This is a genomic window from Arthrobacter sp. TmT3-37 (assembly GCF_054510835.1).
The window spans coordinates 1-25,804 of the sequence record NZ_JBTNDU010000004.1; the positions used below are offsets into that span (position 1 = coordinate 1).

General features: G+C 70.2%; 26 protein-coding genes and 1 tRNA gene. 11 read left to right on the top strand and 16 right to left on the bottom strand.

The window, feature by feature from the left end; genetic code table 11:
* The first annotated feature begins 127 nt into the window (after positions 1-127).
* The 3 genes from ACX80U_RS06975 to ACX80U_RS06985 all read left to right on the top strand — a co-directional run bounded on the left by ACX80U_RS06975 (position 128) and on the right by ACX80U_RS06985 (position 2,178).
* A complete protein-coding gene (locus ACX80U_RS06975) occupies positions 128-799 on the top strand; it encodes a class F sortase (protein WP_459267890.1) in 672 nt (223 codons plus the stop codon).
* A gap of 70 nt (positions 800-869) precedes the next feature.
* Entirely contained in the window at positions 870-1,433 is a 564-nt protein-coding gene (locus ACX80U_RS06980) for an RNA polymerase sigma factor (protein ID WP_244186255.1), read from the top strand.
* Positions 1,420-2,178 (top strand): anti-sigma factor domain-containing protein, encoded by a 759-nt coding sequence (locus ACX80U_RS06985; protein ID WP_459267891.1) that lies wholly within the window; start codon positions 1,420-1,422, stop codon positions 2,176-2,178. Before ACX80U_RS06980 ends, ACX80U_RS06985 begins: the two co-directional genes overlap by 14 nt.
* On the opposite strand, the gene ACX80U_RS06990 is transcribed toward ACX80U_RS06985, so the two are convergent.
* On the bottom strand, positions 2,175-2,405 hold the full coding sequence (locus ACX80U_RS06990) for a zinc-ribbon domain-containing protein (RefSeq protein WP_459267892.1): 231 nt from the start codon (positions 2,403-2,405) through the stop codon (positions 2,175-2,177). The genes ACX80U_RS06985 and ACX80U_RS06990 overlap by 4 nt on opposite strands.
* 106 nt (positions 2,406-2,511) lie before the next feature.
* Complete coding sequence (locus tag ACX80U_RS06995; protein ID WP_459267893.1) at positions 2,512-3,969, bottom strand: MFS transporter; 1,458 nt, start codon at positions 3,967-3,969, stop codon at positions 2,512-2,514.
* A 116-nt stretch (positions 3,970-4,085) separates the two neighbouring features.
* Between ACX80U_RS06995 and ACX80U_RS07000 the strand changes: the two genes are divergently transcribed.
* From ACX80U_RS07000 to ACX80U_RS07010, 3 genes are all read left to right on the top strand, one after another.
* Positions 4,086-4,751, top strand: coding sequence for a TetR/AcrR family transcriptional regulator (locus tag ACX80U_RS07000; protein ID WP_459267894.1), 666 nt, complete (start codon positions 4,086-4,088; stop codon positions 4,749-4,751).
* A gap of 89 nt (positions 4,752-4,840) precedes the next feature.
* Positions 4,841-5,662, top strand: coding sequence for an ABC transporter ATP-binding protein (locus tag ACX80U_RS07005; protein WP_459267895.1), 822 nt, complete (start codon positions 4,841-4,843; stop codon positions 5,660-5,662).
* The gene (locus ACX80U_RS07010) at positions 5,659-7,053 is read left to right on the top strand and encodes an FtsX-like permease family protein (RefSeq protein ID WP_459267896.1); all 1,395 of its coding nucleotides are present in this window, start codon (positions 5,659-5,661) and stop codon (positions 7,051-7,053) included. The genes ACX80U_RS07005 and ACX80U_RS07010 overlap by 4 nt, the downstream gene beginning before the upstream one ends.
* A 16-nt stretch (positions 7,054-7,069) precedes the next feature.
* Here the strand turns inward: ACX80U_RS07010 and ACX80U_RS07015 are convergent, their stop codons facing one another.
* The 3 genes from ACX80U_RS07015 to ACX80U_RS07025 all read right to left on the bottom strand — a co-directional run bounded on the left by ACX80U_RS07015 (position 7,070) and on the right by ACX80U_RS07025 (position 9,743).
* A complete protein-coding gene (locus ACX80U_RS07015) occupies positions 7,070-8,152 on the bottom strand; it encodes a fatty acid desaturase family protein (protein WP_459267897.1) in 1,083 nt (360 codons plus the stop codon).
* A gap of 117 nt (positions 8,153-8,269) precedes the next feature.
* Positions 8,270-8,899: a flavin reductase family protein gene (locus ACX80U_RS07020; protein ID WP_459267898.1), complete on the bottom strand. Its 630-nt coding sequence runs from the start codon at positions 8,897-8,899 to the stop codon at positions 8,270-8,272.
* Positions 8,900-8,903: 4 nt separating this feature from the next.
* On the bottom strand, positions 8,904-9,743 hold the full coding sequence (locus ACX80U_RS07025) for an SDR family oxidoreductase (RefSeq protein WP_459267899.1): 840 nt from the start codon (positions 9,741-9,743) through the stop codon (positions 8,904-8,906).
* 115 nt (positions 9,744-9,858) lie between these two features.
* Here ACX80U_RS07025 and ACX80U_RS07030 point away from each other — a divergent pair, with 115 nt between their 5' ends.
* Together ACX80U_RS07030 and ACX80U_RS07035 are read left to right on the top strand one after the other, a co-directional pair.
* A complete protein-coding gene (locus tag ACX80U_RS07030; protein WP_459267900.1) occupies positions 9,859-10,662 on the top strand; it encodes an SGNH/GDSL hydrolase family protein in 804 nt (267 codons plus the stop codon).
* Between the two features lie 82 nt (positions 10,663-10,744).
* Positions 10,745-11,938, top strand: a complete 1,194-nt coding sequence (locus tag ACX80U_RS07035; protein ID WP_459267901.1) for an MFS transporter — start codon at positions 10,745-10,747, stop codon at positions 11,936-11,938.
* A gap of 87 nt (positions 11,939-12,025) precedes the next feature.
* Here the strand turns inward: ACX80U_RS07035 and ACX80U_RS07040 are convergent, their stop codons facing one another.
* Positions 12,026-12,682: a histidine phosphatase family protein gene (locus ACX80U_RS07040; RefSeq protein WP_459267902.1), complete on the bottom strand. Its 657-nt coding sequence runs from the start codon at positions 12,680-12,682 to the stop codon at positions 12,026-12,028.
* Between the two features lie 358 nt (positions 12,683-13,040).
* On the opposite strand from ACX80U_RS07040, the gene ACX80U_RS07045 reads away from it, so the two are divergent.
* Positions 13,041-13,958 carry an SDR family oxidoreductase gene (locus tag ACX80U_RS07045; RefSeq protein ID WP_459267903.1) on the top strand — a complete coding sequence of 306 codons (918 nt, stop codon included), beginning with the start codon at positions 13,041-13,043 and terminating at the stop codon, positions 13,956-13,958.
* A 107-nt stretch (positions 13,959-14,065) separates the two neighbouring features.
* On the opposite strand, the gene ACX80U_RS07050 is transcribed toward ACX80U_RS07045, so the two are convergent.
* Entirely contained in the window at positions 14,066-15,079 is a 1,014-nt protein-coding gene (locus ACX80U_RS07050; protein WP_459267904.1) for a hypothetical protein, read from the bottom strand.
* A gap of 128 nt (positions 15,080-15,207) precedes the next feature.
* On the opposite strand from ACX80U_RS07050, the gene ACX80U_RS07055 reads away from it, so the two are divergent.
* On the top strand, positions 15,208-15,708 hold the full coding sequence (locus tag ACX80U_RS07055; RefSeq protein ID WP_459267905.1) for a DUF456 domain-containing protein: 501 nt from the start codon (positions 15,208-15,210) through the stop codon (positions 15,706-15,708).
* A 4-nt stretch (positions 15,709-15,712) separates the two neighbouring features.
* Here ACX80U_RS07055 and ACX80U_RS07060 read toward each other — a convergent pair whose 3' ends face one another.
* The 3 genes from ACX80U_RS07060 to ACX80U_RS07070 all read right to left on the bottom strand — a co-directional run bounded on the left by ACX80U_RS07060 (position 15,713) and on the right by ACX80U_RS07070 (position 20,763).
* The gene (locus tag ACX80U_RS07060; RefSeq protein WP_459268097.1) at positions 15,713-17,482 is read right to left on the bottom strand and encodes a glycoside hydrolase family 15 protein; all 1,770 of its coding nucleotides are present in this window, start codon (positions 17,480-17,482) and stop codon (positions 15,713-15,715) included.
* 212 nt (positions 17,483-17,694) lie between these two features.
* On the bottom strand, positions 17,695-19,167 hold the full coding sequence (locus tag ACX80U_RS07065) for a S10 family peptidase (protein WP_459267906.1): 1,473 nt from the start codon (positions 19,165-19,167) through the stop codon (positions 17,695-17,697).
* 36 nt (positions 19,168-19,203) lie between these two features.
* Positions 19,204-20,763, bottom strand: a complete 1,560-nt coding sequence (locus tag ACX80U_RS07070) for a DHA2 family efflux MFS transporter permease subunit (protein WP_459267907.1) — start codon at positions 20,761-20,763, stop codon at positions 19,204-19,206.
* Between the two features lie 112 nt (positions 20,764-20,875).
* Here ACX80U_RS07070 and ACX80U_RS07075 point away from each other — a divergent pair.
* Positions 20,876-20,948: transfer RNA gene (locus tag ACX80U_RS07075), tRNA-Ala, on the top strand.
* A gap of 81 nt (positions 20,949-21,029) precedes the next feature.
* Here ACX80U_RS07075 and ACX80U_RS07080 read toward each other — a convergent pair.
* The 6 genes from ACX80U_RS07080 to ACX80U_RS07105 all read right to left on the bottom strand — a co-directional run bounded on the left by ACX80U_RS07080 (position 21,030) and on the right by ACX80U_RS07105 (position 25,678).
* Entirely contained in the window at positions 21,030-21,296 is a 267-nt protein-coding gene (locus ACX80U_RS07080) for a hypothetical protein (RefSeq protein ID WP_208739037.1), read from the bottom strand.
* A gap of 96 nt (positions 21,297-21,392) precedes the next feature.
* A complete protein-coding gene (locus tag ACX80U_RS07085) occupies positions 21,393-22,718 on the bottom strand; it encodes an alpha-amylase family glycosyl hydrolase (RefSeq protein WP_459267908.1) in 1,326 nt (441 codons plus the stop codon).
* Between the two features lie 64 nt (positions 22,719-22,782).
* Positions 22,783-23,217 carry a hypothetical protein gene (locus ACX80U_RS07090; protein ID WP_459267909.1) on the bottom strand — a complete coding sequence of 145 codons (435 nt, stop codon included), beginning with the start codon at positions 23,215-23,217 and terminating at the stop codon, positions 22,783-22,785.
* Between the two features lie 175 nt (positions 23,218-23,392).
* Positions 23,393-24,142: a hypothetical protein gene (locus ACX80U_RS07095; protein WP_459267910.1), complete on the bottom strand. Its 750-nt coding sequence runs from the start codon at positions 24,140-24,142 to the stop codon at positions 23,393-23,395.
* A 2-nt stretch (positions 24,143-24,144) separates the two neighbouring features.
* Positions 24,145-25,032, bottom strand: a complete 888-nt coding sequence (locus ACX80U_RS07100; protein ID WP_459267911.1) for a cytochrome c oxidase assembly protein — start codon at positions 25,030-25,032, stop codon at positions 24,145-24,147.
* Positions 25,025-25,678, bottom strand: a complete 654-nt coding sequence (locus ACX80U_RS07105) for a DUF2243 domain-containing protein (RefSeq protein WP_459267912.1) — start codon at positions 25,676-25,678, stop codon at positions 25,025-25,027. Before ACX80U_RS07105 ends, ACX80U_RS07100 begins: the two co-directional genes overlap by 8 nt.
* Positions 25,679-25,804: the final 126 nt, after the last annotated feature.

The following is a 25,804-nucleotide window of genomic DNA, read 5'->3' on the forward strand; positions in this document are numbered from 1 at the left end:
TTTCGGTCTAGCATTTAGTACTTTGCTTGCTGTCGTGCCTCGTCTGCGTGTCGCCCCCCCATACCCCCTCCCCCCCCCCCCCCCCCCCCCCCCCCCGGAACCGTTCTCGAAAGGAAGATCCGAGACAGTGCAGTCCAGTCAGCGAGGAATCACCGCAGCCCTGCTCGCCGCCGTCGTCCTCGCCGGGTGCGCGCCGGGCGACACCTCGGCACCCCCGGAGCCGGCGCCGTCCATCTCGTCACCCTCGGCGGTTGCACCGGTTGCACCGGTTGCGCCCGCGGCCGACCCGGCGGCCCCGGCGACGGGCGCCACCGGCGTTCCCGTCCAGCCTGCAGATGCGGCGCTCAGGCCGGCGGATGCGGCTCCCGTGGCACTCGACATCGCGGGCACCGACATCTCGGTGAGGGTCGTCGACGTCGGGATCGATCAGAACGACGCCATGGAGATACCCGACAGTTTCTGGGAGGCCGGCTGGTACCGGTACGGACCCGCCCCCGGGGCTGAAGCCGGCAACGCTGTCCTGGCAGCCCACGTGGACAGCCTCACGGAGGTCATGCCCTTCGCCCGGTTGAAGGATGTGCCCATCGGCACCATCGTCACCATCACCCTCGACGACGGGCGGTCCCTCGGTTACCGGGTCTCCGACGTGCGGAACATCCCGAAGGCGACGCTGGACGGATCGGAGATCTTCGCCCGCGACGGCGACCACCAGCTCAGGATCATCACGTGCGGAGGGGAATGGCTGCCGGACGAAGGCGACTACGAGGACAATGTCGTGCTCACTGCCCTGCCCCTCTGACTTGCCGCGGTGAGGGCGTAGGATCGCAGGACGCCGCGCCGGTGCAGCCCCCGCGCTTGAGGAGTGGACCGTGGCACCTCCGGGCCCTGAGTGGACGAGGGAGCTCGACCTCGAGTTCTCTGCAGGAGACGAGGGTGCCATGGCGGCTGCCTACCGGAGTTTCTCGCCCCTCGTCCACACGATCGCGCTCAGGTCGACGGGTGACCGGGCGGCGGCTGCGGACATCACGCAGGACGTGTTCGTCAGGGCCTGGCGCTTCAGAAGCAGCTTCGACCCGGAGTCCGGCACGGTACCGGGATGGATCCTGGGGATCTGCAGGAACGTCGTCCTCGACTCCCTGTCGGCGAAGGGCAGGCAGCAGCGATTGGTGATGCACTCGGCGGCAACCCCCGAAACCGGCGTCACCCGGGATCACGGGGTTGATACGATCACTGACCGGGTGGTCCTGGGGTCCGAACTCGAACTGCTCGGCGAGCCGCAGAGTTCGATCCTCAAGCTCGCCTTCTACGAAGACCTGACGCACCAGCAGATCTCGGCCCGCCTGAATCTCCCCCTGGGGACCGTCAAGAGCCACATACGGAGAAGCCTCGTGCACCTGCGGCAACGATTGGGGGAATGGAATGCAGCATCTTGACCCCGACCTCGTCGGTCTCGCTGCGCTCGACGAGCCCCTCGATCCATGGTCGCGGGAGCACCTCGGCCTGTGCCGTGCCTGCTCCACCGACGTGGAGGAGTTGCGGAGCGTCGTCATGGTCGCGAAGGCCGACGGGTCGACGACTGTGCTCGAGCCGCCGGGACCGGCGGTTTGGGAGGCCATCAGGACCGAACTCGGCCTGTCCGTGGACCTGGATGCCGACACGTCGGGTCCGCCCGTCCGCCGACAGGAGGCGTCATCGGTCGTCGTGCCGATCCCGGACCGGCCCGCCCGTGCCGGGCGTCGGTTCTCGGCGCGCTGGCTCGCCGTGGCGGCAGGAGTCGGGATCGTGGCGGGCGGAGGCGCCCTGTGGGGGATCCAGTCCCTGGTTACGGACCGGGAAACCGCCGTGCAGGCGCAGGCCGCGTTGGAGCCACTGCCCGGTTATTCAGGATCCGGCGAGGCCACCGTCTCACGGGCGAGCGACGGCACCCGAACCCTCGACATCGACCTGACCGGCCCGGCGCCTGAGGGGTACCGGCAGGTGTGGCTGATCGCCCCCGACCTCGGGCAGATGTACAGCATCGGCCTGATGGACGGGGATCGCGGCAGCTTCGCCGTGCCCGCCGACATCGATCTGGCGCAGTTCCCCATCGTCGACGTCTCCGACGAACCCTTCGACGGGGACCCCTCCCACTCCAGCGTCAGCATGGTCCGGGGCACCATCGGGGGCATCAGCAGCTAGTGGGCCAGGGCGCGCTGTTCCGAGCCGCTGATCCTGGACGTCCCACCGCAGTTCGTGCAGACCTGCAGCCGCGTCCTCTTCAGGGTGATGAGCGGGATGAAGAACACCGAGAGCTTGGTCCTGCGCTCGAGGACCTGCTGCGGGGCATGCCGGCCGCAGTAGCGGCAGGTCGCCGAGCGGGTGAACCGGAGGTGCTCACGCGTGGTGAGGCCGAAGAGGAAGAACATGCTCCACCGTAACCGGAGGGTCCGGTGGAGCGTTCTTCCCCTGCATGCCGCGCCGATCGCTTGCGGTGTCCGGCGGTATGTGGGGCGGTACGTGGGGTGGCTGTCCTCAGTCGTCGATACCCGCCGTCGTGGTGGCCTGACGACGGCCCCGCACCGAGGGGGCAGCGAGCGCTGCCAGCAACGCCAGGACACCCACGCCCGCGGAGACCCAGAACCCGGCGGTGAAGGCGTGATCGGCGGGTGCGCCCACGGCCGTGGTGTTGGACGTGATGAGGGCGGCGATGACGGCCGTCCCGATGCTGCTGCCGATGGTGCGCAGGACGGTGTTCGCGCTGATCGCCTCTCCGGTCTGGGTCGCAGGCACGCTCTCGACGATGGCGTTGGAGGTCGCCGCGAGCGCCATCCCGATGCCGATCCCGGTGAGGACTCCCGAGAGGAGGATCTGCCACTCCTCCGCATGGCCGAGGGCAGGGAGGGCGAAGGCGACGACGACGGCGACGGAGCCGACGATCATCGGCACCTTCGGGCCGATCCTGCCGATCAGGACCCCGGCGACCACACCGGAGACGACCATCGCCGCGACCGTGGGGAGCAGGTACACGCCGGCCTCGCTCACCGACTTCCCGAAGCCGTAGCCGAGGACCGTCGGCAGCTGCAGGAGCGTCGGGACGAGGATGAAGGTCCCGAACATCGCGAAGCCGAAGGCCAGGGCGACGACGTGTGCGGTCCACACGCCGCGGTGGCGGAAGAGCCGCAGGTCGATCAGCGGCTCCGCGACACGCAGTTCCACGAGCACGAAGACGACGAGCAGCACGGTTCCTCCGCCGAGCAGGCCGATCGTCCTGCCGTCGGCCCACCCCCACGTCTGCCCCTCGCTGATGGCCAGCAGGAGCGCCACGAGGCCGAGGGACAGGATCCCCGCTCCGAGGGTGTCGAGGCGGCCGGGTGTGCGGACGGGTGATTCGGGCATACCGAAGATGGCACCGAGCAACGCGATCAGCACGAGGCCGGCGGGGATCCAGAAGAGCCAGTGCCAGGACAGCGACTCGACGATCGGGCCGGCAGCGACGATCCCGACGCCGGCGCCGATGCCGAAGATGGCCGACAGGAGGCCGATCGTCACGCTCACGCGTTCCTTCGGCAGCTCGTCGCGGACGATGCCGATCGAGAGCGGCATGACGGCGCCGGCGGCTCCCTGCAGGATGCGCGCGATGATCAGCACCGTCAGGTTGGTCGCGAGGGCGGCGAGGACCGCGCCGACCAGGAGCAGTGCGAGGACGACGATGAGGACCTTGCGCTTGCCGACCATGTCGCCCAGGCGACCGAGGATCGGGGTCAGCACCGCGGCGGACAGCAGGTATGCCGTCAGTACCCAGCTCGCCGAAGCGGTGGAGACGCCCAGGTCCTGTCCGATCGTTCCGAGCGCCGGAGCGACCAGTGACTGCAGGACGGCGAACGACAGTCCGCCGAGGGACAGGTAGGCGATGATCGCCGTGCCGCGGGGGCGCCCGGCGGAATCCTTCGGGGCCGGTCCCGTGGTGGGGCGCTGGGTGACGGTGGACATGGAGCTCCTCGGAGAAGTAAACGCGTGATTACTTTTCAGCATAATCGCTGATCCCCAGAAATCAACAATCGTTTACATGCGGTGTCCGCGGTCTACAGTGGATGCGGAGGTACATCATGGCCAACGGGATGCAGGCGCCCTCAGAATCGCCTGGAACAGGGGGACAGCAGGCCGACGAGGTGCGGTCGGGACGGGACGCCACCGTCACGCGCCGCGCGCTCGTGCGGGCAGCCCGCAGGCGCTTCGCCACGGATGGCTACCGCGCGACGACCGTGCGGCAGATCGCGTCCGACGTCGGGGTCAACGTCGCGCTCATCAACCGGTATTTCGGTTCGAAGGAGGGGCTCTTCGAAGCGTGCATGAACCGGACCGTCGACGAGCTCGATACAGCGAACAGGGCTCCCGCGGTGGGCATCGACGACGTGATCGGCCGGCTGATCACCCACGTGGTGGAATCGCCGAACGCCGACGATCCCCTGCAACTCCTCCTCCTGCTGCGCTCGTCCGGGGACGAGAACGCGGACCGCATCCGCCGACGGACTTTGGAGTCCTTCACCCGGAGGCTCGCCGGGGCGGCGGGATGGAGCACAGGGGATCCTGGTACCGAGCACCTGCTGGTGCGGGCGCAGATCGCCATGGCCACCATGCTCGGGTTGGTGATGCTCCGCACCTCCACCGGTGTGCAGCCCGCGGCATCGGCGACCTCCGACGATCTCACAGGCCCGCTCGGTGAGGTCTTCAGGGTGCTCCTGGCGGATCCCGGATCGGCGTCCCGGGCGTAGACCCGCCTCCCGCCACGGTATGAGGAGGCCGGAAGCCGGTCAGCCTCCAGCCCGACGCGCGGGCGGGCCGGCAGCGGAAGCATGGAAACATGACCTTCCCACTTCCCGGCAGACCCCTGTCCATCTCACCCATCACGACACCCGCCATGACATCCGCCGCGCTGGATGCGGCCACCCCGTATCCCGTCAGCTCGAAGCCGGCCGCCCGGGCCGCCGTGCTCAGCGCACGCGGCCTGACGAAGGCGTACCACGCGACGCGCGCTCTCTCCGACCTCAGCCTCGACATCCGGGCCGGTGAGTCCGTCGCCGTCATGGGTCCCTCGGGCGGTGGGAAGACGACGCTCCTGCACTGCCTCGCCGGCATCATCACCCCGGACACCGGGCAGGTACTGCTCCGGCACGACGACGGCGGCACCACCGACGTCGCGCGGCTCTCCGACCGGGACCGGTCCGCGCTGCGCCGCTCCACCTTCGGCTTCGTGTTCCAGCAGGGCCTGCTGATCCCCGAACTCACGGCACTCGAGAACGTGGCCGTCGCGCTGATGCTGCTCGGGGTCGACCGCTCGAGTGCCGAGCACTCGGCGGCGGGGTGGCTCGCCGCACTCGGCCTGGCGGGACTGGAGGACCGCCGCGTCGGTCAGCTGTCCGGCGGCCAGGCCCAGCGTGTCGCCATCGCCCGGGCACAGGTGTCCGGAGCGAGCGTGATCTTCGCCGACGAGCCCACCGGGGCGCTCGACTCCGGCACGTCGGCCGACGTCATGGACCTGCTCCTCCGGTCCACCACCGGCATGGGGAAGACGCTCGTCGTCGTCACGCACGACGACGACATCGCCCGCCGGTGCGCGCGCACCGTCCGGCTGCGTGACGGGGGCATCGTCAGCGACTCGCTGCAAGCGGAGTCGGCAGCATGAGCGCCACCGGCGCTCCCGCCGTCCCGTCCGCCGTGGCGCCGACCACGCCGCACATCCCCCTCAAGGTGCCGCTCCGCCTCGCCTGGCTGCTCGCGCGACCCTCGGCGGGCGGACTCTCTGCCGCAGCCCTCCCGGTGACGGCCTTCGGGCTCGTGACCGCGCTCCTGCTGACCGTCGTCGCCGGCGGGCTCTCCTTCTTCCAGTGGCAGGACGAGACCGGCCAGCTCTACCTGGCGCTCGCCGCGATCGCCACGGCGCTCCTCGTGGTCCCGCTCGTGTCCCTCGGCGGATCGGCCGCACGGCTCTCCGCCCGCCGCCGGGACGAGCGGCTCGCGACCCTGCGCCTCCTCGGCGCCCCCGCCTCGACCGTCGCCGTCATGACCGTCGCGGAATCGGCCCTGCTGGCCGCCGTCGGCGCCCTCGCCGGGATCATCGGCCACCTGCTGCTGATCCCCATGGTCCAGCTGATCCCCTTCCGGGGCCGGGCCCTGGGGGGATCGGTGTGGATGGGACCCGGTCCCATCGCGCTGGTGGCCCTGGGCGTGGTGCTGCTGGCGGCGGTGAGCGCGATGCTGGGCCTGCGGACGATCGTGGTCTCCCCGCTCGGCGTGCGCACCCGGGGACACGCACCGCGGATCCACTGGCTGCGCGCCGTCATCGGCGTGTCCTTGATCGCCGTCGTGGTGACGGTTCTCGGCACTCTCGGTGGAGTCGAGGACTTCGCCACCGTGGTGGTGGTCCTGGGGCTGGGGTTCGCCGGGGCGCTCGGTGTCCTCGACCTGGTGGGCCCATGGATCATCGGGGTCCTGGCCCGCCGTCAGGTGCGCTCGGCGCGGACTCCTGAACGGCTCCTCGCCGCCCGCCAGATCCTCGACTCCCCGAAGGGGGGCTGGCGGCAGGTCAGCGGCGTCGCCATGACGTGCTTCGTGGCCGTCGTCGGAGGAGCGGGAGCGGCCCTGATGAACTCGGCCGGCCCCCTCGAGGGCAGCGAACGCTTCCTGGGGGACGACGTGCGCACGGGCGTGCTCATCACCATCGTCGCGTCGTTCCTCATGGTGGCGTGCTCCGTGGGCGTCAACCAGTCCTCACTGCTGCTCGACCGGCGGGACCTCTACGTGAGCCTGGACCGGCTCGGCATGCCGGTTCCGACGATGGACGCCGCCCGCACGCGGGCGGTCCTGTTCCCGCTGATGGTCGTATCGGTGGGCAGCGCACTGACGGCGGTCGTCGTCGTGCTCCCGCTCGCCGGGCTCGCGCTGATCTTCGCGCCGCTGTCCGTCGCCGTGATCATCGCCTGCCTCGCGGGCGGTGTCGGACTGGTGGCGCTCGGCCTGCGGGCCACGCGCCCGGTCCTGACGCATGTCCTGCGCACTCCGGCCGCCGCGCTGTGACGCAGGCGGCCGGACGCTAGGGCCTGCGGAAGCGGTTGACCATGGGGCAGTCGAACGGATCCCGGGCGGCGAGTCCCACGCGGTTCAGGTAGGACACGACGGCCCCGTAGGACGCGGCCACGCCGACCTCGGTGTACGGCACGCGTAGCCGCTCGCAATGCTCCTTCACGATCACGGCGGCGCGGCGCAGGTGCGGGCGCGGCATGTCCGGGAAGAGGTGGTGCTCGATTTGGAAGTTGAGGCCGCCGAAGGCGTTGTTGACGAAGGAGCCACCGCGGATGTTGCGTGAGGTGAGGACCTGCTTCTGGAAGAAGTCCAGCTTGCTGTCCTTCGGTACCACGGGCATGCCCTTGTGGTTGGGGGCGAAGCTGGCCCCCATGTAGATGCCGAACACGGCGAGCTGGACGCCGAGGAATGCGAAGGCCATGCCGACCGGCAGGAACCAGAACAGGACGCCCAGGTACGCCCCGAAGCGGGCGCCGAGGAGTGCGAGCTCGACCCAGCGGCCCTTGATGGCACGGCGGGCGAACAGGGTGCTGATCGAGCGGGTGTGGAGGTTGATGCCCTCCATGGTGAGCAGCGGGAAGAACAGGTAGCCCTGGCGGCGCGTGACCCAGGCCTGGATGCCACGGGCCTTGGCGGCGTCCTCCTCGAGGAACGAGATGGTGTCCACCTCGATGTCCGGGTCCTTGCCGCGGGTGTTCGGATCGTTGTGGTGGCGGGTGTGCTTGTCCATCCACCACGCGTAGCTGATGCCGACGACCCCGGCGGCCAGGATGCGGCCGGACCAGTCGTTCGCGCCGCGGGTCTTGAAGATCTGGCGGTGCGAGGCTTCGTGCGCCAGGAACGCGACCTGCGTGAGGACGACTCCGAGCACGGCTGCCACGAGGAGCTGGAACCAGGTATCGCCCAGGAGCGCGAACCCCGTCCACGCCGCGCCCATGGCGAGGGCGAGGACCGCGAACACCGAGACGTAGAAACGCCGTCGGCGGTTCAGGAGGCCTTCCTTGCGGACCTGCTTGAGCAGGACGGAGTAGGAGGCGACGACGTCGTTCGGCCTGGAGATGCGGACGGTGCGCGGGGCGGCGGTAACGCTCATGTGGGTCCCTGGGGCTGACGGATGGCTTCCCAGCCCGGGAGTGGGGTGCTAAACCCGCAGATGTCCCCACTGTATGTCAGCACCCTGGGCGGCGCCTGCAGATGGGGTCGATCCAGGTCACGGAGTTGCGGTGCCGGCGTCATAGTGCCCGGGCCAATCCGCGACGGGGATCCGTGGGATCGAGCGGATCCTGCCGGCCGTGCCCCACTCGTCCCTGCCGAGACGCGAGAGCGGGCGCAGCGCATCGATCGCGGGAAGGGTGCCGTCGAGGACGTCCTCGGAGACCACCGCGTGCACCACTTCGCCGAAGACGAGCGTGCAGTCCCCCATGTCCTGGAGAAGGTGAAGCCGGCACTCGAGGGCGGCGGGGGATTCGAGGACGCGGGGCGGTGCGACCCTCGCACTGGGCTCGCGGGTGAGCCCGGTGGCATCGAATTCGCTGACGTCGGGCGGGAAGTCCGTGCCGGTCGCGTTGACGGCCTCGAAGAGGTGCTCGGGGGTGAGGCTGACCACGAACTCACCCGTGGCCTCGATGTTGCGCACGGAGTCCTTGCGGCCCACGGACGTGAACTGGACGATCGGCGGGTTCACCGAGGCGATGGTGAAGAACGAATGCGGGGCGAGGTTGTCCACGCCGTCCACCGAGGTCGAGGAGACCCACGCGATGGGGCGTGGGACCACCACCGAGGTCAGGAACCGGTAGAAGGCACGGCCGGCCTGCGGGTCGGGTACGATATCCCGGCGCACGGCCCTAGCCCCTCGCCGCGAGGAGCTCGCGCAGGCCGAGGGGGCGGCGCCCGGTGAGGCGCTCGACGTCGGGCGTGACCTCCGCCAGTTCGCCGCGGGCGATCGCGGTGTACGTGCTGACCCAGGCTTCGACCTGCCACCGTGGTGCCCCGTGGTGGGCGCGGGACGCCATCGCCTCGTCGTGGGTCTGGTCCTCGAAGCGGACGGTCGCGGGCGTGCAGTCCGTGATGGTCGCCGCGGCGTCCGCCAGGGTGAAGGCCTCGGGCCCCGTCAGGTGGTACGTCCTCCCCGCGTGGTCGCCGGGCGCACGCAGGACCGCGGCGGCGGAGCGTGCGACGTCGGCCTGCGCGACGGCGGCGAGCAGGCCGTCGCCGGCCGGACCGCGGATGACGCCGTCCTCCGCGAGGGAGGGGACGAAGTCGAGGTAGAGGCTGTCGCGGAGGAAGGTCCAGGACATGCCCGAACTGCGGATGTGCTCCTCCGTGTACCAGTGGTCGCGTCCGAGGAGGAACACGGCATCCGGGGCGGCACCGAGGAACGAGGTGTAGACGAGGTGCTGCACCCCCGCCTCCTTCGCCGCATCGACGAAGGTGCGGTGGGTCCCCACCCGGTCCGGTTCCTCGGCGGCGGACACCATGAAGAGGACATCGACCCCGGCGAGGGCCTCGACCGACGCGTCGAAGTCCGCATAGGTCGTTCGTCGGACGGTGGACTCGGGCAGGTGCTGTGCCCGGTCCGGGGACCGGACGGGCAGGACGAGCGGCACCTGTTCGGCGGCGAGCATCCGGGCGACGCCGCCGCCCACGGTGCCGGTCGAGCCTGTGACTGCGATGCGATGCTCCATGCTCCTCTCAGCCACGATCGCCCGTGGATTATTTCCGGCCTGCCGCGTGGGGGTTTCACCGGACGTTCGCCCCGTCGTCGCTCCCGGGTCGCCCGGCACCGCTAGGCTCCCTCGAATGGCGGGACGGTTCGTGGCGATCGGTGATTCCTTCACGGAGGGCGTGGGCGACTGGAACGCGACCTTCCCCAACGGTGTCCGGGGGTGGGCCGACCGCGTCGCCAAGCAGCTGGGACGCCAGGACCCGGAGTGGGAGTACGCGAACCTCGCGATCCGGAGCAAGCGCCTGCACCACGTCCGCGACGAGCAGGTGGACCGGGCCCTCGCGCTCAAGCCCACGCTCGTCAGTCTCTACGCCGGTGGCAACGACATCCTCGAACTCCGCATCGACATGGCTGCCCTCATGCGGTCGTACGAGTCGATGGTGGCGCGCATCGCCGGAGCCGGGGCACGCCCGCTCCTCTTCACCGGGTTCGACATCCCGCTGAGCCCCGTCTTCGAGCCGATGAAGCGGCGCAACTGGCTGTACAACGACCACGTGCGGCGCATCGCGCGCACCTACGACGCCGTGCTGGTGGACTACTGGTGCTTCGAGGAGTACTCGGACCCGGGCCTGTGGGACGCGGACCGCCTGCACATGTCGCCGGCCGGCCACCGGAACCTCGCCGCCCATGTCCTGCGGTCCCTCGGCATCGACCATTCGCTGACCCCGCGCCTCCCCGACCGGAAGGAGTACGCGGGGCTCGTGGCCGGACTGCGCCGTGAGACCGCCTGGCTGGGGGAGTGGGTGGTGCCGATGTTCGGTCGCCGCCTGCGGAAGGTCACCCTGGGTGACGACCTGCAGCCGCGGTGGCCGGACCCCGTGCGGCCCGCGGACGGCCTGAAGCGCCTGGCCCGTGCCCGGTCGCCGGGCCGCGTGTAGCGGGAGCCGCTCGAGGCGCCGGCGCTCCGGGCGTGGTAGCAATGGGAGGAATGAAACAGTCGCCGGCCCCGCGTCCTGCCCCATGAGGGGCCGGTTCCCCGCCGGGATTCCCAGAAGCTACATCCTGCTCGCCTGCATCGGCCTGGTGGCACTCAACCTGCGGGGCCCCATCGTGGCGGTCGCTCCAGTGGTGGATCGGATCCAGGCGGATCTGGGCTTCTCGCCCGCCCTGCTGGGGCTGCTCACCAGCATCCCGGTCCTGTGCTTCTCCCTCGCGGCACCACTCGCGTCCCTGGCCGCCAGGAGATGGGGTGCCGAGTTCGCGGTGACGCTGACCATCCTCGGCGTGCTGGCGGGCGTCCTGGTGCGTTCCGCCGGCGGCCCCGTGCTGGTGGTGTGCGGCACCGTGGTGATCGGCCTTGCGATCACGGTGGGCAACATCGCGGTCCCGCTGATCGTCCGGCGGGACTTCCCGCCGTCCCGGCAGGGGACGGCGATGGGGATCTACACCGCCGCGTTGAACATCGGATCCTTCCTCACCTCGGTGGTGACAGCGCCGCTCGCCGGGCTGGCCGGATGGCGGGTCGCGCTCGCCGCGGTCGCGGTCCTCGCCGTCGCGGCGGTGGCGGTCTGGGCCCTGGCGGTGGGGCCGAGGACCGCCTTCTCGGTCTCGGCCGAGGACGGCGGCGACACGACGCTGCCGCCCGTACGTGGCTCCGGGTGGATCACTGCCGGGTTGACGGCAGGCTTCGCCATGCAGGCCTTCTCCTACTACGGACTGACGGCCTGGCTGCCGAGCTACCTGCATGACGAACTCGGCATGTCCGTCTCCGAAGCCGGTGCCGGATCGTCGATCTTCCAGATCCTCGCCATCGTGGGCGGCCTCGGAGTGCCGTTCGCCGCCCGGTTCCTGAGTACGACGGCGGTGGCCGTCACCGTCGGAGTGCTGTGGACGTCCGTCCCGGCCGGACTGCTCCTGGCGCCGCAGCTGTGGTGGTTCTGGTCCATCTGTGGCGGCATCGCCCAGGGCGGGGGCATCACGGTGATCTTCATCGCCATCATTCGGCTGGCCCGCGACCAGGCATCTGCCGGTCGAATGTCGGCGATCGTGCAGGGATCGGGCTACTGCCTGGCGGCAGCGTCGCCTCCGCTGCTGGGCTTCGTGCACGACACCACGGGATCCTGGACACCTGCGCTCCTGGTTCTGCTGGCGTCCGTGCTGATCTTCCTCTTCAGCACCACGGGCTCGGTCCGGCGGGTGCCGAAGAACCGCTGAGGCACCGTCGGACAGGAGGCTCGTCGCTGCCGACGGTGCGGTGCCCGGGCGGGGCCGATCCGGGTCCCGCGGCCCGACCGCGGGACCTCAGGTGGACTGACCCGTGACGTCGTTCCCGGCGAACCCTTCGAGTGCCGGCCCTCCCAGGGGCTCCGGGTGCCACGAGGCGAGGTGCCACCGACCCGGTCCGCCGCTCAGGACGCTCATACCCGTGTTGTCGATGGTCAGGGTCCGCGCGCGGGCGGGGCTCAGGCCGGTGGCGACGGCGGTGTAGACCCTGATCGCGGCCCCGTGCGAGAAGACGGCGACCGACTGCTCCGGGGTGCTGTCCTGCACGATCCGCCGGATGGCGCGGTCGTACCGCTCGATGAACGCATGCCCGGTCGTGCCGCCGGGCATGCGTCGGTCGAGATCGCCCTCCATCCATCCGAGCAGGCACGTCGCATACGCCTCCGCGGAGACGGGATCACTCAGCATCTCCAGGCTGCCGGCACTGATCTCCTCCAGCCCGGGGACCACACCGGTGTCGAGATCGAGCGTCGAGGCCAGCGGTTCGGCGGTCTGCTGCGTCCGGACGAGCGGCGAGGCGTAGATGCCCGAGAGGGCGACGCCCGCAAGGGCGGCAGGCACGGCGCGGGCCTGGTGCTCGCCGAGCGCGGTCAGTCCGGCACCCGGGAAAGCCGTATCCAGGGATCCGGCCACATTGTTCGGTGTCTGGCCATGACGGATCAGCAACAACTCCATGGCACCGACTCTACGACCGCCGGTCGCTCCATGGCGCGCCCACTAGACTGGACGCACTATGGATCACATGCGCAGGCTCCGCACCCCGATCGTCTGGCTGGTCGTCGCCGCCCTCGTGCTCGGCATCGGCGCCGGCTTCTTCTCGGTCGTCTTCTGACCCTTCTCCCGTGCGACGGCACCGCGCACTGTCGTAGCCGCCGGTGGCACGTCATGCCAGCGATCCGCGTGGCGTCCGGCGGGCTTGTCCGGGCTTTCCCCCGCGCCTAGGGTGATAAGTAGGCTTAGCTTCAGGGCGAGCTGTCATCCAGCCAGGCGTCGACATGGCGCGGCACACGCATTCTGTACAGGGAGAACACCTATGACCTCCGAGAGCACCACAGGATCGACCGACCAGTACACCTTCCAGAACCCCGTCACCCGTTTCGAGAGCATCACCCCGCAGGCCAAGCAGACGGCCGAGCCGGGGCTCGAATCCGATCTGGAGATCAAGGCGGACCGGGGGGAGACCTCCTACCGCGGGACGGGCCGGCTGCAGGGCCGGAAGGCCCTCATCACGGGGTCCGACTCCGGGATCGGCGCGGCGGTCGCCATCGCGTACGCGCGTGAGGGCGCCGACGTCGCCCTGTCCTACCTTCCCGAGGAGGAAGAGGACGCGCAGGTCGTCAAGGGCATCATCGAGGCGGAGGGCCGCACGGCCGTCTGCATCCCGGGTGACCTCAAGGACCCCGAGTACTGCACCGCCCTGGTGCAGCAGGCGGTGGACGGGCTCGGTGGACTGGACATCCTCGTCAACAACGCCGGCAAGCAGGTGGCGGTCGACTCCCTCGAGGAGCTGAGCGACGAGCAGCTGGACCACACGTACAAGACGAACATCTACTCGTTCTTCCGTGTGACCAGGGAGGCGCTCAAGCACCTCCAGCCCGGGTCGGCGATCATCAACAGCACGTCCATCCAGGCCTACGAGCCGTCACCGACACTCGTCGACTACGCGAGCACCAAGGCCGCGATCAATAACTTCACCAAGGGACTCGCGCAGCAGCTCGCGCCCAAGGGCATCCGCGTCAACGCCGTGGCACCCGGTCCCATCTGGACGCCGCTGCAGCCCTCGGGCGGACAGCCCGCGGAGGCGCTGCCCGAATTCGGGAAGGACACCCCGCTCGGCCGCGCCGGACAGCCGACCGAACTCGCTCCCGCCTACGTCTTCCTGGCCTCGTCCGAGGCGAGCTACGTGCTCGGTGAGACCCTCAACGTCAACGGTGGGATGCCCTCGCCCTGAGGCTTCCCGCAGGACGACGACAGCCCCGGACTCATTCGAGTCCGGGGCTGTCGTCGTCCTGTCTGCCGACCGTCCGGTCGCCGGCACCTCCGGTGCCTGTGCCGTATCTACTCCGTGGTCTCCAGGGCGTCGAAGTCCGCGCGGTCGATCTTCCGGTGGTACCGCATGCCGGCGAGGCCACCCAGGATCGCCCCGACGAGCGCGACGGCGGCCACCACGAGCAGGCTGATGAGTCCGGGGCCGGTGAGATCGGCGGCGGATGGGACGCCGAGGCCTTGGAACCGTTCGGTGACGTTGGCCTGGTTGCCGATGATGAACCCGATGACGGCGAGTACGACCGCGACGATGACGGCCCACAGCCAGACCGCGACCCCCTGCTTGACCCCGCTGAACCGGGCCATGCGGCCGGCCACGTAGCCACCGGCGAAGTAGGAGAGCAGCAGGACGACGCCCAGCACGACGGCGGCCGTGATGCCCGTGGTCTGTGCCTCGCCCGAACCGCTCGTCAGGTCCGCGGTAGAGAGGTTCGAACCGACGCCGAAGACCGCGGCAAGGGCGCCGACGAGGGCCGAGAGCAGCACGAACATGCCGGTGGCGGTGAGCCAGCCGAAGAAGGCCGAGCCGAACTTCATGCCGCCGAAGTGCTCCTTCTCGCGCTGGTGGAGCAGCTTGCGCTCCTCCAGGCCCGGAACACGCGATCCCGGAACGGCGCTCCGCGGGGCGGGCCGCTCACGGCTCCGATCACCGCTGCGCGCGTCGGTCTCCTGCCGGGCCGCCACCACCGGGGCGACCTGCGTGTGCATCTTCGTGTCCTCGTCGCGCGGGACAGCCCTCGACGCGGAGATGGGCGCCTGGGTGTGCTCGCGGGTCGGGGTGCTGTCCGGTGCGTCCGAGTACATGCCGGGGACGTACTCGCCGCTGGAGTCGTCGTCGGCCGAGTATGCGCCGGGCACGTAGCCGCTCCCGCCGTCGTCCGTTCCCGTGCGGCCCGCACCCGCGCCGCCGGCGCTGCTCGCGCCCGCCCCGGACCGTCCTGTGTCCAGCAGTTCCGTGGGGTTGTCGGAGTCGTCGGCGTGCCGGGAGCGGTCACCCTCGTTGTTTCCTGTTGCCGGTGTGCTCATTGATCCTCCTGATCTCAGGGCCCGCAGGCTCGCTAAGGCGGCTTAGTATTCCCTCCAGTATTCCATGACCGGGGCCACAGGGCCCGTCCCTGGCCGCGCGTCACGCCCGTCGATGCAAGACTGGGGCCATGGATCTACAGGTGTTCATGACGGTGGTCTGCGGTGCGCTCATCGCCGTCGGTATCGCGGGAGTGGTGGTCCCGGTCCTGCCGGGCAGCATCCTGATCATCGTGTCACTGCTCATGTGGGCGCTGACCGTGGCCAGTACCGAGGGCTGGGTGGTCTTCGCGATCGGCACGGTCCTGGCCGGTGCCGGTCTCGGTGCCGGTGTGGTGCTCACGGGACGGACCCTCAGGCAGCGGCAGATACCGGGCCGGTCGGTGACCCTCGGGGTGTTGGCAGGGATCGCCGGCATGTTCGTGATCCCCGTGGTCGGCCTGTTCGTCGGTTTCGCCCTCGGCCTGTTCGCCAGTGAGTTCGCCCGCCAGCGCACTGCACGTGCGGCACTGGCCTCGAGCCTCCACGCCCTGAAGGCGACCGGGCTGGGCATCCTCGCGGAGCTGGGACTCGCCTGCCTCGCCGGCACCACCTGGGTGATCGGCGTCTGGGTCTACTTCGTCACGTCCTGACGGCTCAGGACTTGCCGGAGATGGACAGGGCGGCGACGATCAGGGCCAGATGGCTGAGCCCCTGCGGGAGATTCCCCATGAAGGAGTTGTCGGCAGGGTCGATCATCTCGGACATGAGGCCCACGTCGTTCCCCAGCGGCAGGAGCTCCTCCATCAGGTCCACGGCCTCGTCGCGGCGGCCCACGGCGACGAGCGCCGACACCAGCCAGTAGGCGCACGCCACGAAGGTCGACTCCTCCTCCTGCATCCCGCTGTAGCGGTAGAGCAGTGGTCCTGCGCCGAGTTCCTCGCGCAGGGCGTCGATGGTGGCCGACATCCGCGGGCCCGTGTCGAAGCCGCTCATGGCGTGCAGGAGGATCGAGGCGTCAAGCTCCGTGGATCCGGGATACCAGATGTAGCTCTGCCGCTCCTCGGACCAGCCGTGCTCGTGGACCCAGTCGCGGATGCGGTCGCGCTCGGCGGTCCACCGCTCCACGGGGCCCTGGAGCTGGCCTCGTTCGGCGAGCAGCACGGCGCACCGCAGCGCGTTCCAGCATCCGAGCTTCGAGGTGACGTAGTGGCGTTCCTCCGGCAGTTCCCACATCCCGGCGTCGCGTCGCTGCCAGACATCGCAGGTCAGGTCGGCCAGGTCGGCGAGCTGTCGCATCGTCGCAGGATCGAGGACGTGGCCCGCCTGGACGTACTGCCAGACGATGTCGAACACGTCGCCGAAGACGCCCAGCTGCAGTTGCCCTGCCGCCGGGTTGCCGTCGACCACCGGGCCGTTGCCGCGCCAGCCGGTGAGGTCGGGGCGTCGCGTGCCGTCGGGGGTGTCGCCGTTCAGGCGCGTGAACACCTCGAGGTCCGATCCCTGGGACCGCAGGTTCTTGAGCATCCAGGACACGGCTCCGTGGACCTCCTCGCGAAGACCCGCGCGGGTGAGGGCGTGCAGCGTATAGGCGGTGTCCCGGACCCAGGCGTAGCGGTAGTCCCAGTTCTTGCCGCCGGACGCACTCTCGGGGAGCGACGTCGTGGCCGCAGCGGCGATGGCTCCGGACGGACTGTGCAGCAGCAGCTTCAGGGCCAGGGCGCTGCGCAGCACGGCGTGCCGGTAGTCGCCGTCGTACCCGAAGTTGTCGGACCACGTCTGCCAGTTGCGGATGGTCCGGTCCACGCCGTCGTCGATGCTCTGGGGGTCCGGGAGCGGCAGCGGCTCCCCGTGCGTCGAGACGACGGCCACGAGATGGCGGGATCCCGCGGAGGTGGTGAAGGCTCCCTCGACGGATCGGCCCTGGGGGGTCTTCAGTCCGTGGTCGATCCCGAGGACTCCGAGCCCGACCGCGTCGATGCGCAGCACCGGGTGCTCCGGCCCTTCGTCGAGCCAGGGCGACGCCGTGCCGAAACAGGTGCCCGGCGCGACGGACCACGCCATGTCCACGGATCCGTCCAGCCCGTCGATGCGGCGGGCGAGCTCGCCCCAGGGCAACCTGCCCGCGACCCCGGTGTTCAGGGAATCGGTGACGCGGACAGTGCCCGTGGCAGTGGTGTACGTGGTCTCGAGGACGTTGGAGCCGTCCGCGTAGCGGCGCTCCACCGAGAACTCCGCCGTGGGGGCGAGGGAGATGAAACCCTCGTCGGCGTCCAGCAGGCGGGCGAACGTCGGCGTGGAGTCGAGGTCGGGCGTGGGGTACCAGTCGATCGAGCCGTCGAGGGCGACCAGCGCCACCGTCCGCCCGTCACCGATGGCGGCGTACGAACGGATGTCGGCGAAGCCGGCCTCGTCACGGAGTGCGATCGTCGGTCCTCCCGCCCGCGGCGCGCTGCTACCTGCCGTACTTGCCGTTGTACCGCGTCTTGTTGGCCCGGGGCTGCCCGCCGCGGCGGTTGTTCAGCACGCGTGAGGCGATGATGGGCACCAGGGCCCAGAGGATCCTTTTCAGCATGGTCGAGTCCTTAAGGTAGGGGCCGTCGCGGCTGTCGCCGCGACCGTCTTCATCATCCTACTTACTATTCCCGGCCGGTCCGCTCCTGCGTGACGAAGGCCCGGAGGGCGCGCAGTTGCGTGTCGCGTGCTACCGGGTTGAGGTACATCATGTGACCGGCCTCGTGGTAGTGGTGGGTGAACCGGGCACGGGTGGCGTCGTCGAGGTTCATGTGCGCCCACACGTACTCGGCGGCGAAGTGGGGCGTCGCGCCGTCGTGGTAGCCGTAGTCCACGTGGACGCGCAGGGCGGGGTTGTGGACGAGGAGGCGTTCGAGGACGCCCGAGACGTCCACGGGGGCGCCCTCGAACGTCCGGTAGCTCCAGGGCTGTACACGGGCCGTCAGGATCTCGTAGGGAAGGTCGTTCTCGTAGCCGAGCTCGGCGCGGACGTAGTGGTTCATGGCTGCGGAGTACGGCCCCGTGATGGCCCGGATGCTCGGGTCGTCGAACGAGTCCGACGACTGCAGGTTCGCGGGCTTCGCGGCGAAGCGACCGTCGATGCGACCGACGGCGAGGCCCTCGGAGCGGAGGATCTCGGCGGCGAACTCGTGGTAGGCCCAGCGGAGGTTCGTGCGGCGGATGAAGCCCTCGTCGAGGGTGGTGATGGTGTGGAGCCGGTGCACCACCTCGTCGAGTTCCTCCGGGGTCAACCGGCTGCCCTGCGTCAGGGCGTAGCCGAAGTCCCTGGCCGCGTACTCCTCGGCCTCACGGACCACGTCGGCGAGTTCCCGGTCGCCGTGCCGGCCGTGGTAGTGCGCGATGGCGGCGTAGGTCGGCAGGTGCAGGGCGTACGGCAGGTCGCTGCCGGGGAAGAACCGCAGCGTGGACATGTTGAGCACCGTGGAGATGAGACCGAGCCCGTTGACCGCCATGCCGTAGGCGTCGAAGAGCCGTCCGGCCACCGCGACGGCGCGGAGGGTGCCGTACGACTCGCCGACGAGGTACTTGGGGGAGAGCCAGCGGTTGTTGCGGGTGGTCCACAGCCGGATGACCTCCGCGACGAGGTCGCGGTCCTGCACGAAGGCGTGGAACTCGTCGGCCTTCTCGCCCGCCACCACCCGGGAGAATCCGGTGTTGACCGGGTCGATCATCACGAGGTCGCTGGATTCGAGCAGGCTGTCGGGGTTGTCGACGAGTCCGAAGGGGGCGGGCGTCATGGTCCCGACGTCACCGGATTCCACGAGACGCGGACCCAGCAGGCCCAGGTGCAGCCAGACGGAGGCCGAGCCCGGTCCGCCGTTGAAGGCGAAGGTCACGGGCCGGTCCGGTTCGGCGTCCTGCTTCGTGTACGCGACGAGGAAGATCTCGGCCTTCGGCTTGAAGCCGTCCGCCTTGCCGTCCTTCGTCTCCTCGCGCCGCAGTACGAGGCGTCCCGTCGTCGTCGTGTACTTCAGACCCGACGGCGAGGTGTGCTCCCGGACGGCGAAGTCGTCCGACACCTCCTTCGCCGCGGCGGTCTCCGTGTCCTTCGCTGTGTCCTGCGTCTCATCGGCCATGGCAGAAGACTACCGGTAGTTCCCCGAGGCAACAGCTCAGGAGTCGGCCGGTGTCGCTTCCCGAGGCCGGTCCGCCGCGGACGGGCTCCCACCCGCGGCCCCGGCGTCGCCCTCCCAGACCCGGTTCTGCTGCGGTCTCGCGAAGAACAGGGCCGCCGCGAAGCCGAGGATGATGACGATCGCCGGCAGGTAGAGCGACTGCCCCATGGACAGCGCATAGCCGGCCTTGGCCTCGTCGGGGAGGGCCGTCCCCGGAGTGGTGCTGATACCGCCTCCACCGAGGTTGGCCAGGAGGTGCGACTGCATGACGGCCGCGATCGCGGCGCTGCCGAGGACGGCGCCCATCTGCCGCGTGGTGTTGTAGACCCCGGAGCCGGCGCCCGCGAGCGACGGAGCGAGATTGCGCGTGGCCGTCAGCGACACCGGCGCCCAGATGCCGGCACTGGAGAGGCCGAGCAGCGAGATGGGCAGCAGCAGCTGCCAGAGCGGGACGTCCACCGTGAGGATGGAGCCCAGCCAGAACAGCGCGGCGGACATCCCGGCGAAGCCCGCGATGGCGATGTACTTGGGGTTGCTGCGCTGCACGTACTTGCCGACGAACGGGGCGAGGACGCCGGAGATGACGGCCATCGGGGTCAGCAGCAGGGCCGCCTGCGTGGGCGAGAGGCCGCGGACCGTCTGGGCGTAGAGCATGAGGGGCAGCGTCATGGTGGTGATCGAGAAGCCCATGGCCGTGATGGAGGTGTTCGCGAGGGAGAAGTTGCGGTCGCGGAACAGCTTGAGGGGGACCAGGGGTTCGCCGCGGTTGAAGCGCTGCCAGGCCACGAAGGCGACGAGCAGCACGAGGCCCGTGATGATGAGGGACCAGACGGAGAGAGGGCCGGCGATGGTGCCCCAGTCGTAGGTCTCGCCCTCCTGGATCCCGAAGACCAGGCAGAACAGGCCGGCCGCGCTGAGGAACACCCCGAGCATGTCGAACCGGTGGGACGTCGTCGGCAGGACCGGGACGAGGCGGGCGGCGAGGATGAAGCCGACGACGCCCACCGGGACGTTGATGAAGAAGATCCACTCCCAGCCGGCGGAGTCGACGAGCAGGCCGCCCAGCACGGGCCCGACGAGCGTGGCGATGCCGGCGACGGATCCCCAGAGCCCCATGGCGGCACCGCGGCGCTCCGGCGGGAAGATCCGCGTGATCACGGACATGGTCTGCGGGGTCATCAGGGCGGCGCCGAGGCCCTGCAGGACGCGCGCGATGATGAGCGCCTCGACCGTGCCGGAGAAACCGCACCAGGCACTCGAGAGGGTGAAGACCACGAGGCCCACGAGGTAGATGCGTTTCGGCCCGAACCGGTCGCCGAGCCTGCCGGTCACGAGCAGCGGGACGGCGTAGGCCAGCAGGTAGGCGCTCGTCACCCAGATGACGCTGTCGATGCCGGCTCCCAGTCCCTCCATGATGGCGGGGGTGGCGACGGAGACGATCGTCGAATCGACCAGGATCATGAAGAAGCCGATGACGAGCGACCACAGGGCCGGCCAGGGCCTGACGTCGTCGTTCTGGAGCGGGGCAGGAGCCTCCGCCGGAGGGTTGCTGGACATGGGAAGAAGACTACGCCCGCGTGCCGACACTCCGGAGCGGAGGCCGTCCCGGCGTGACTTTGGGCCTCGGCCCTTCTCTTGGGTAGAGTGTTGGTGTTCGGAAGTGGTGTCCGGGGCTTTAGCTCAGTTGGTAGAGCGTTTCGTTCGCAATGAAAAGGTCAGGGGTTCGATTCCCCTAAGCTCCACGGTCCGGAACACGAAGCGGGGGTTCTGTTCCTGGGAGCCCCGCTTCTCTCGTCGTGGCGGAGATGGCCGGCTCCGGTGACCTACTCCTCGGGAGCCTTCCGCGCCCACGGTCGTGCCGCCAGGATCCGGGCGAGCGGTCCCAGCCACGACATCACCACGAGCAGCGTGAAGGTGCTGCTCAGCGAGGATCCGATGCTCGTGGACGGCAGCAGTTGCTGGACGCCCACGAGGATCGCGGCGACGAGCAGCAGCTTCTTCACGCCGTTGAGGACGTGCGCCGGGACCGGTCGCGGCCACGGGGTGAAATCGGTCGTGTCGATGTCCCTCGGCGCGTCCTCCGGACCCATGCGACCTCCTCTGCAGCGGATGTGTCGTCCCATTATCCACTCGTGGCAGGCCTGGCCGCCCTCCGCGGACCAGCCGTCCCGTTGCGAGGGACCGGGTCAGCCGAGGACGGCCCAGGCGCGGGGCGGCAGGAGGATCCGCTGCGTGCCGGACTCGACCGTCGCCCGTCCGGCGAGGACGGCGACGGCGCCGCCGGTCTCTGCCGACCGGGTGTCCGGCGCGAGGTTGAGCGCGACCACGAGTGGCGCGTCGCCGTCGGCCGCGACGCGGTAGACCAGCAGTTCGTTGGACAGCTGCAGCACCTGCGTCGTCGCACGGTGGAGCCACGGATGCCGGCGGCGGATGCCGATGAGCTCCTGGTGGACCTCGTAGGTGGGCCTGCCGACGGGGGAGAGGTCACCCGGGGAGGGTGGGAAGAGCGGCCGGATGTCGTCGTCGCCCCCTGCCCTGTCCTCCTTGATCCCACGGTAGCCCTGCTCGTCCCCGTAGTAGATGGACGGGGTGCCGCCGGCCGTGAGGAGGACGACGACGGCGTGGGGGAGCAGGGCGGGGTCGACGAGCTTGCTGGCGATCCGCGTGACGTCGTGGTTCCCGATGAAGGTGAGCGGGGCGAAACTCCCGAGCAGCGCGTTGTGGCGCTCCAGTGCCGCGGCGAGTTCGAAGAGGTTCGCGTCGTTGAGCGAGCTCCAGACGGCTTTCCACAGCTCGTACTGCGTGGCGGAGTCGAGCCCGCCGGCCCGGATCTCCGACCCGTAGTCGCCGTGGATGTATTCACCGACGAACCATGCCTCGGGGTGGGACGACCGGACGCGCGTGGTGACCTCGGCCCAGAACCGGGCCGGGACGGCGTAGGCGGCATCGAGCCGCCAGCCGTCCGCCCCGCGACCGAGCCAGTACTCCATGACCCCGGCGACGAAGTCCACCACGGTCGGTTCGTCGTGGTTCAGCGCCACGAGGTGGTGGTGGCCCTCGAAGTCGCGGTACCCCGGCTCGGTGCCGGCCCCGGCACCGTCGGGCCAGTCGAGGAGGAACCATGGGGCGGTCGCTGCTCCCGGGCCGTCGGCGAGGACGTCCTGAAACGCGGCGAAGGAGCGCCCGGTGTGGTTGAAGACTCCGTCGAGCAGGATCCGCAGACCGCGGCGGTGCGCTTCGGCGACGAGGGTGTCGAAGTCCTCCGACGTGCCGAGCCGCGGATCGATCCGGAAGTAGTCGGTGGTGTCGTAGCCGTGGGTCTCCGAGGCGAACACGGGCCCGAGCGCCAGCCCGGACGCGCCGAGCTCCAGCGCGTAGTCGAGCCAGGGCACCAGGTCCAGCAGGCGATGGGCGGCTGCCGGATCGGTCGTCGCGGTCTTCTCCGCACCGACGAAACCGAGCGGGTACACGTGCCACCAGATCACGTGCCGGACCCAGTCGGGTTCCTTCATGCGGTCCTGCCCTTCGGTACGGCGATCGGGTGGAGCAGGGCGGCTGCCGGCCCGGGGAGGCCGGCTAGCTCGCGTCCACGAGGAGGTGACCGCCCGAGGCGAGCTGCTGCACCTCGCCCGGCTCGAGGTGCGCGGCGTCGGCGATGTCGACGATGGGTGCGCCCGCGTCGGCGGCCTGCAGCACGGCGCACTCGAGTTCCCCCGCGAGCTGGTCGAGCTGCCACTGCATCGACTCGAGGTCGGCGGCGGCCGCCGCGACACGGCGCAGGGCGGGAGGCAGCGGGTGTGCGAGCTCGGCCGGCTCCTCGTGGGAGAGCTGGAAACCGCACGAGCAGGCCCACACGAGTTCGACGTCGAACCCGGCCGGAGCCTGCGGGATCATGCCGTAGGAGGAGCCGGTGTAGGAGGTCTCGCGCAGGGTCATGGGCTCCCCGCAGTGGAGGGGTGCCCCGACGGCGGTGTCTCCTGCGCCCAGGGTGTCACTGATTGTCTGCGTCATGCTCGCCCTTTCATGAAGAATACGAACCCCACTGTCAACTAGTTCGACAAACTAGTTATATGCGGACTGACATAGCCCTGTCCACTTCGGATTGCTCCACACCACCGCGAGGTGTCCGTTTCGGAGGTGTGCTGCTGCCGGTCCCTGCGCAGTCCGAGTCCCGGACCGGGCGACGCTACCCAGCGGCGGCGGCGGCGAGCGTCTCGTCGATCAGGTCCTGGAGTTCGTCCTGCGTTCCCTGGGGTAGGGCGTCTCTGGCGGTGCGCACAGCTGTCACGGCCAGGCTCCCCCGCGTCCCGATGACGGTCATCGTCTCCTGCCGGGCGCCGTCCGGTGAGGACTGCAGCGTCAGGTTCCCGAAGCTCCGGTCGGCGTCCGTCGCCGCGTCGACGTCCTGGACCGTCTGGTCGATCACCACGCCCTGTGCCTCGACGGTGAAGGACGAGCATGCCCGCAGTGCGGCGGACGATGCGTCGATGCGACCGGGGAAGAACGCGGCATCCGCGGACGACGACGCCGAGACGATGGTCTGGACGGCGTCGCCACCGGCGCCGGAGACCCCCGTGGCGTAGCCGGCGTCCTCGGGCACCTCGAGGGTGTTGAACGCGAACACCGCGCACTCCTCCGGCGTGATCACGACCGACTCGAGGAACCGGCGCGCCTGGTCCATGCCCTGGTCGATCTGGTTCGTAGGGAGGACCTGCAGGGCGGCGCCGTCCGCCTCGGTGACCGTGTCCAGGATCGCCGCGAGTTCCTCCGAGGAGTACGTGCGGGATCCGTCGTCCGCCGTTGTCGTCCCGTCCGTCGTCGTCCCGTCCGCCTCCGCGGACGGTGATGGCGACGGTGACGGTGAGGGTGACGAACAGCCGGCCACCGCGAGCAGGGCGGCCAGGGACAGTCCCGCGAGGGGTGGAAAGCGTTGCATGGTCATCCTTCGGTGGGCGCCGGGCTACCCGCCCGCTCCGGCAAGGCTACACAGGATGCCGGGGATGCCGGGGAAGCCGTGCGCCGGTCCAGGCGCCGTCCGCCGGCCCGGTAGACCTGTGCGCAGAAGACCACGAGGAGGAGCGCGTGGACGGCATCGCCGCCGTAGTACATGAGCTGGGCCGCCTGCTCCACCTCCGGCGGGCCGGCCTCGCCGCCGACGGCGTACAGGTGCTTCGCCACCATGCCATGGACCGCGATCGCCGTGACGATCGCCGCGCCGCGCTGCCACGCCGGCGCCCGGTGCGGGTTCGGGTCCGTTCCGACGACGGCGTAGGTGAAGATGCACCCGGCGATCACGAAATGGACGTGCAGCAGCGGCCCGAGCACCGGGTGGTGGAGCAGGTCGAGGGCGCCCCCGTCCCGATACAGGAGTGCCATCGGGACGGTGGCGAGGAGGGTGCCGACCGCCGGATGGGTGCCCAGCCGCACGGGAACCGAGGCGGCGAGACGGCTGAAGCGCCGCCCGACGGACACGGGGACGGCGCGGAGGAACAGGCTCACCGGAGCGCCGAGGACGAGCAGCAGGGGGACGAGCATGCCGAGGGCCAGATGGACTGCCGTGTGCGCCGTGAAGCTGCGGCCGGCGGCCTGCGCCAGCGGGCCCACCGTGACGGCCAGCCCCAGCACCGTGCCGGCCAGCCAGGCCATGGACCGGCGGGGAGGCCATCCGGTCCGTCCGCGCAGGACGGCGGCGCGGCCGGCGAGCAGGTACGCCGCGGCCGCCCCGAGCCATACGAGCACGACGGCGGTGCCGAGGACCAGCCCGACGAGCCCTCCCGGAAGGTGCCCGGACACGGCCTCGCCGAGGTGGTGCGGATCGTCACCCATGGCGGGGAACGGCGTCCGGGCCCGTCCGGCGGCGGGTGCCGAGGAGCACCAGGATCCCGGCGGCCAAAAAGGCGAGGGCTACACCGTTCCACAGGAGGTCGTAGGGGAGCAGGTCGACCCCGTACCGCACCTCGTGCAGGTCGAGCAGCTTGTGCTGCACCAGGCCGTCGAACAGCTGGAACGCGCCGATGCCCACGAGGACACCGCCCACCCAGCGCCGGGCCCGCAGGGCTCCGCGGCGCCTGAGGTCGGCGAAGAGGAACAGGGAGGCCACGGTCGCGAACCAGCTGAACGCGTGGAACACGCCGTCGGAGACGAGGCCGGCCGCCGGCGTGGACCGGTCGTAGAAGTGGTGCCAGTGCAGGAGCTGATGGAAGACGGCCTCGTCGACGAAGGCGATGAGGCCGCAGCCGAACAGGACGCCCACCAGGACGTTCCGGCGCTGGAGGCCCTCGGCGTCCCGTGCGGCGGGGACGGGCGGGATGGCGGACGAAGCGATGGCGGCACCCGTCGTCGGGGGAAGCGGACAGCTCCCAGCGTGCCAGCGCCGCCCCGGACGCGTCCAGCACTTTCGCGTCCCCGCGGCGGGCGGCGCGGGCGCGGTCTGTACCCCTCCAGCACGAGGCGGGACCAGGGGCGACGGCATGATCCCGACGCTATGACAAGCATCACGGTGAGGAGGCCCGGAACCGGCAGTACGCCCGATATTTCCCACTAGACTCGATTGCTGCACGCGCCCCGCGGCACAACGAACCCCACGAAGAACGGCATC

Coding starts and splice junctions, on each gene's coding strand:
- ACX80U_RS06985 (WP_459267891.1), top strand. CDS start 1,420: ATGCAGCATCTTGACCCCGACCTCGTCGGTCTCGCTGCGCTCGACGAG.
- ACX80U_RS06990 (WP_459267892.1), bottom strand. CDS start 2,405: ATGTTCTTCCTCTTCGGCCTCACCACGCGTGAGCACCTCCGGTTCACC.
- ACX80U_RS06995 (WP_459267893.1), bottom strand. CDS start 3,969: ATGTCCACCGTCACCCAGCGCCCCACCACGGGACCGGCCCCGAAGGAT.
- ACX80U_RS07000 (WP_459267894.1), top strand. CDS start 4,086: ATGGCCAACGGGATGCAGGCGCCCTCAGAATCGCCTGGAACAGGGGGA.
- ACX80U_RS07005 (WP_459267895.1), top strand. CDS start 4,841: ATGACCTTCCCACTTCCCGGCAGACCCCTGTCCATCTCACCCATCACG.
- ACX80U_RS07010 (WP_459267896.1), top strand. CDS start 5,659: ATGAGCGCCACCGGCGCTCCCGCCGTCCCGTCCGCCGTGGCGCCGACC.
- ACX80U_RS07015 (WP_459267897.1), bottom strand. CDS start 8,152: ATGAGCGTTACCGCCGCCCCGCGCACCGTCCGCATCTCCAGGCCGAAC.
- ACX80U_RS07025 (WP_459267899.1), bottom strand. CDS start 9,743: ATGGAGCATCGCATCGCAGTCACAGGCTCGACCGGCACCGTGGGCGGC.
- ACX80U_RS07030 (WP_459267900.1), top strand. CDS start 9,859: ATGGCGGGACGGTTCGTGGCGATCGGTGATTCCTTCACGGAGGGCGTG.
- ACX80U_RS07035 (WP_459267901.1), top strand. CDS start 10,745: ATGAGGGGCCGGTTCCCCGCCGGGATTCCCAGAAGCTACATCCTGCTC.
- ACX80U_RS07040 (WP_459267902.1), bottom strand. CDS start 12,682: ATGGAGTTGTTGCTGATCCGTCATGGCCAGACACCGAACAATGTGGCC.
- ACX80U_RS07045 (WP_459267903.1), top strand. CDS start 13,041: ATGACCTCCGAGAGCACCACAGGATCGACCGACCAGTACACCTTCCAG.
- ACX80U_RS07050 (WP_459267904.1), bottom strand. CDS start 15,079: ATGAGCACACCGGCAACAGGAAACAACGAGGGTGACCGCTCCCGGCAC.
- ACX80U_RS07055 (WP_459267905.1), top strand. CDS start 15,208: ATGGATCTACAGGTGTTCATGACGGTGGTCTGCGGTGCGCTCATCGCC.
- ACX80U_RS07065 (WP_459267906.1), bottom strand. CDS start 19,167: ATGGCCGATGAGACGCAGGACACAGCGAAGGACACGGAGACCGCCGCG.
- ACX80U_RS07070 (WP_459267907.1), bottom strand. CDS start 20,763: ATGTCCAGCAACCCTCCGGCGGAGGCTCCTGCCCCGCTCCAGAACGAC.
- ACX80U_RS07080 (WP_208739037.1), bottom strand. CDS start 21,296: ATGGGTCCGGAGGACGCGCCGAGGGACATCGACACGACCGATTTCACC.
- ACX80U_RS07085 (WP_459267908.1), bottom strand. CDS start 22,718: ATGAAGGAACCCGACTGGGTCCGGCACGTGATCTGGTGGCACGTGTAC.
- ACX80U_RS07090 (WP_459267909.1), bottom strand. CDS start 23,217: ATGACGCAGACAATCAGTGACACCCTGGGCGCAGGAGACACCGCCGTC.
- ACX80U_RS07095 (WP_459267910.1), bottom strand. CDS start 24,142: ATGCAACGCTTTCCACCCCTCGCGGGACTGTCCCTGGCCGCCCTGCTC.
- ACX80U_RS07100 (WP_459267911.1), bottom strand. CDS start 25,032: ATGGGTGACGATCCGCACCACCTCGGCGAGGCCGTGTCCGGGCACCTT.
- ACX80U_RS07105 (WP_459267912.1), bottom strand. CDS start 25,678: ATGCCGTCGCCCCTGGTCCCGCCTCGTGCTGGAGGGGTACAGACCGCG.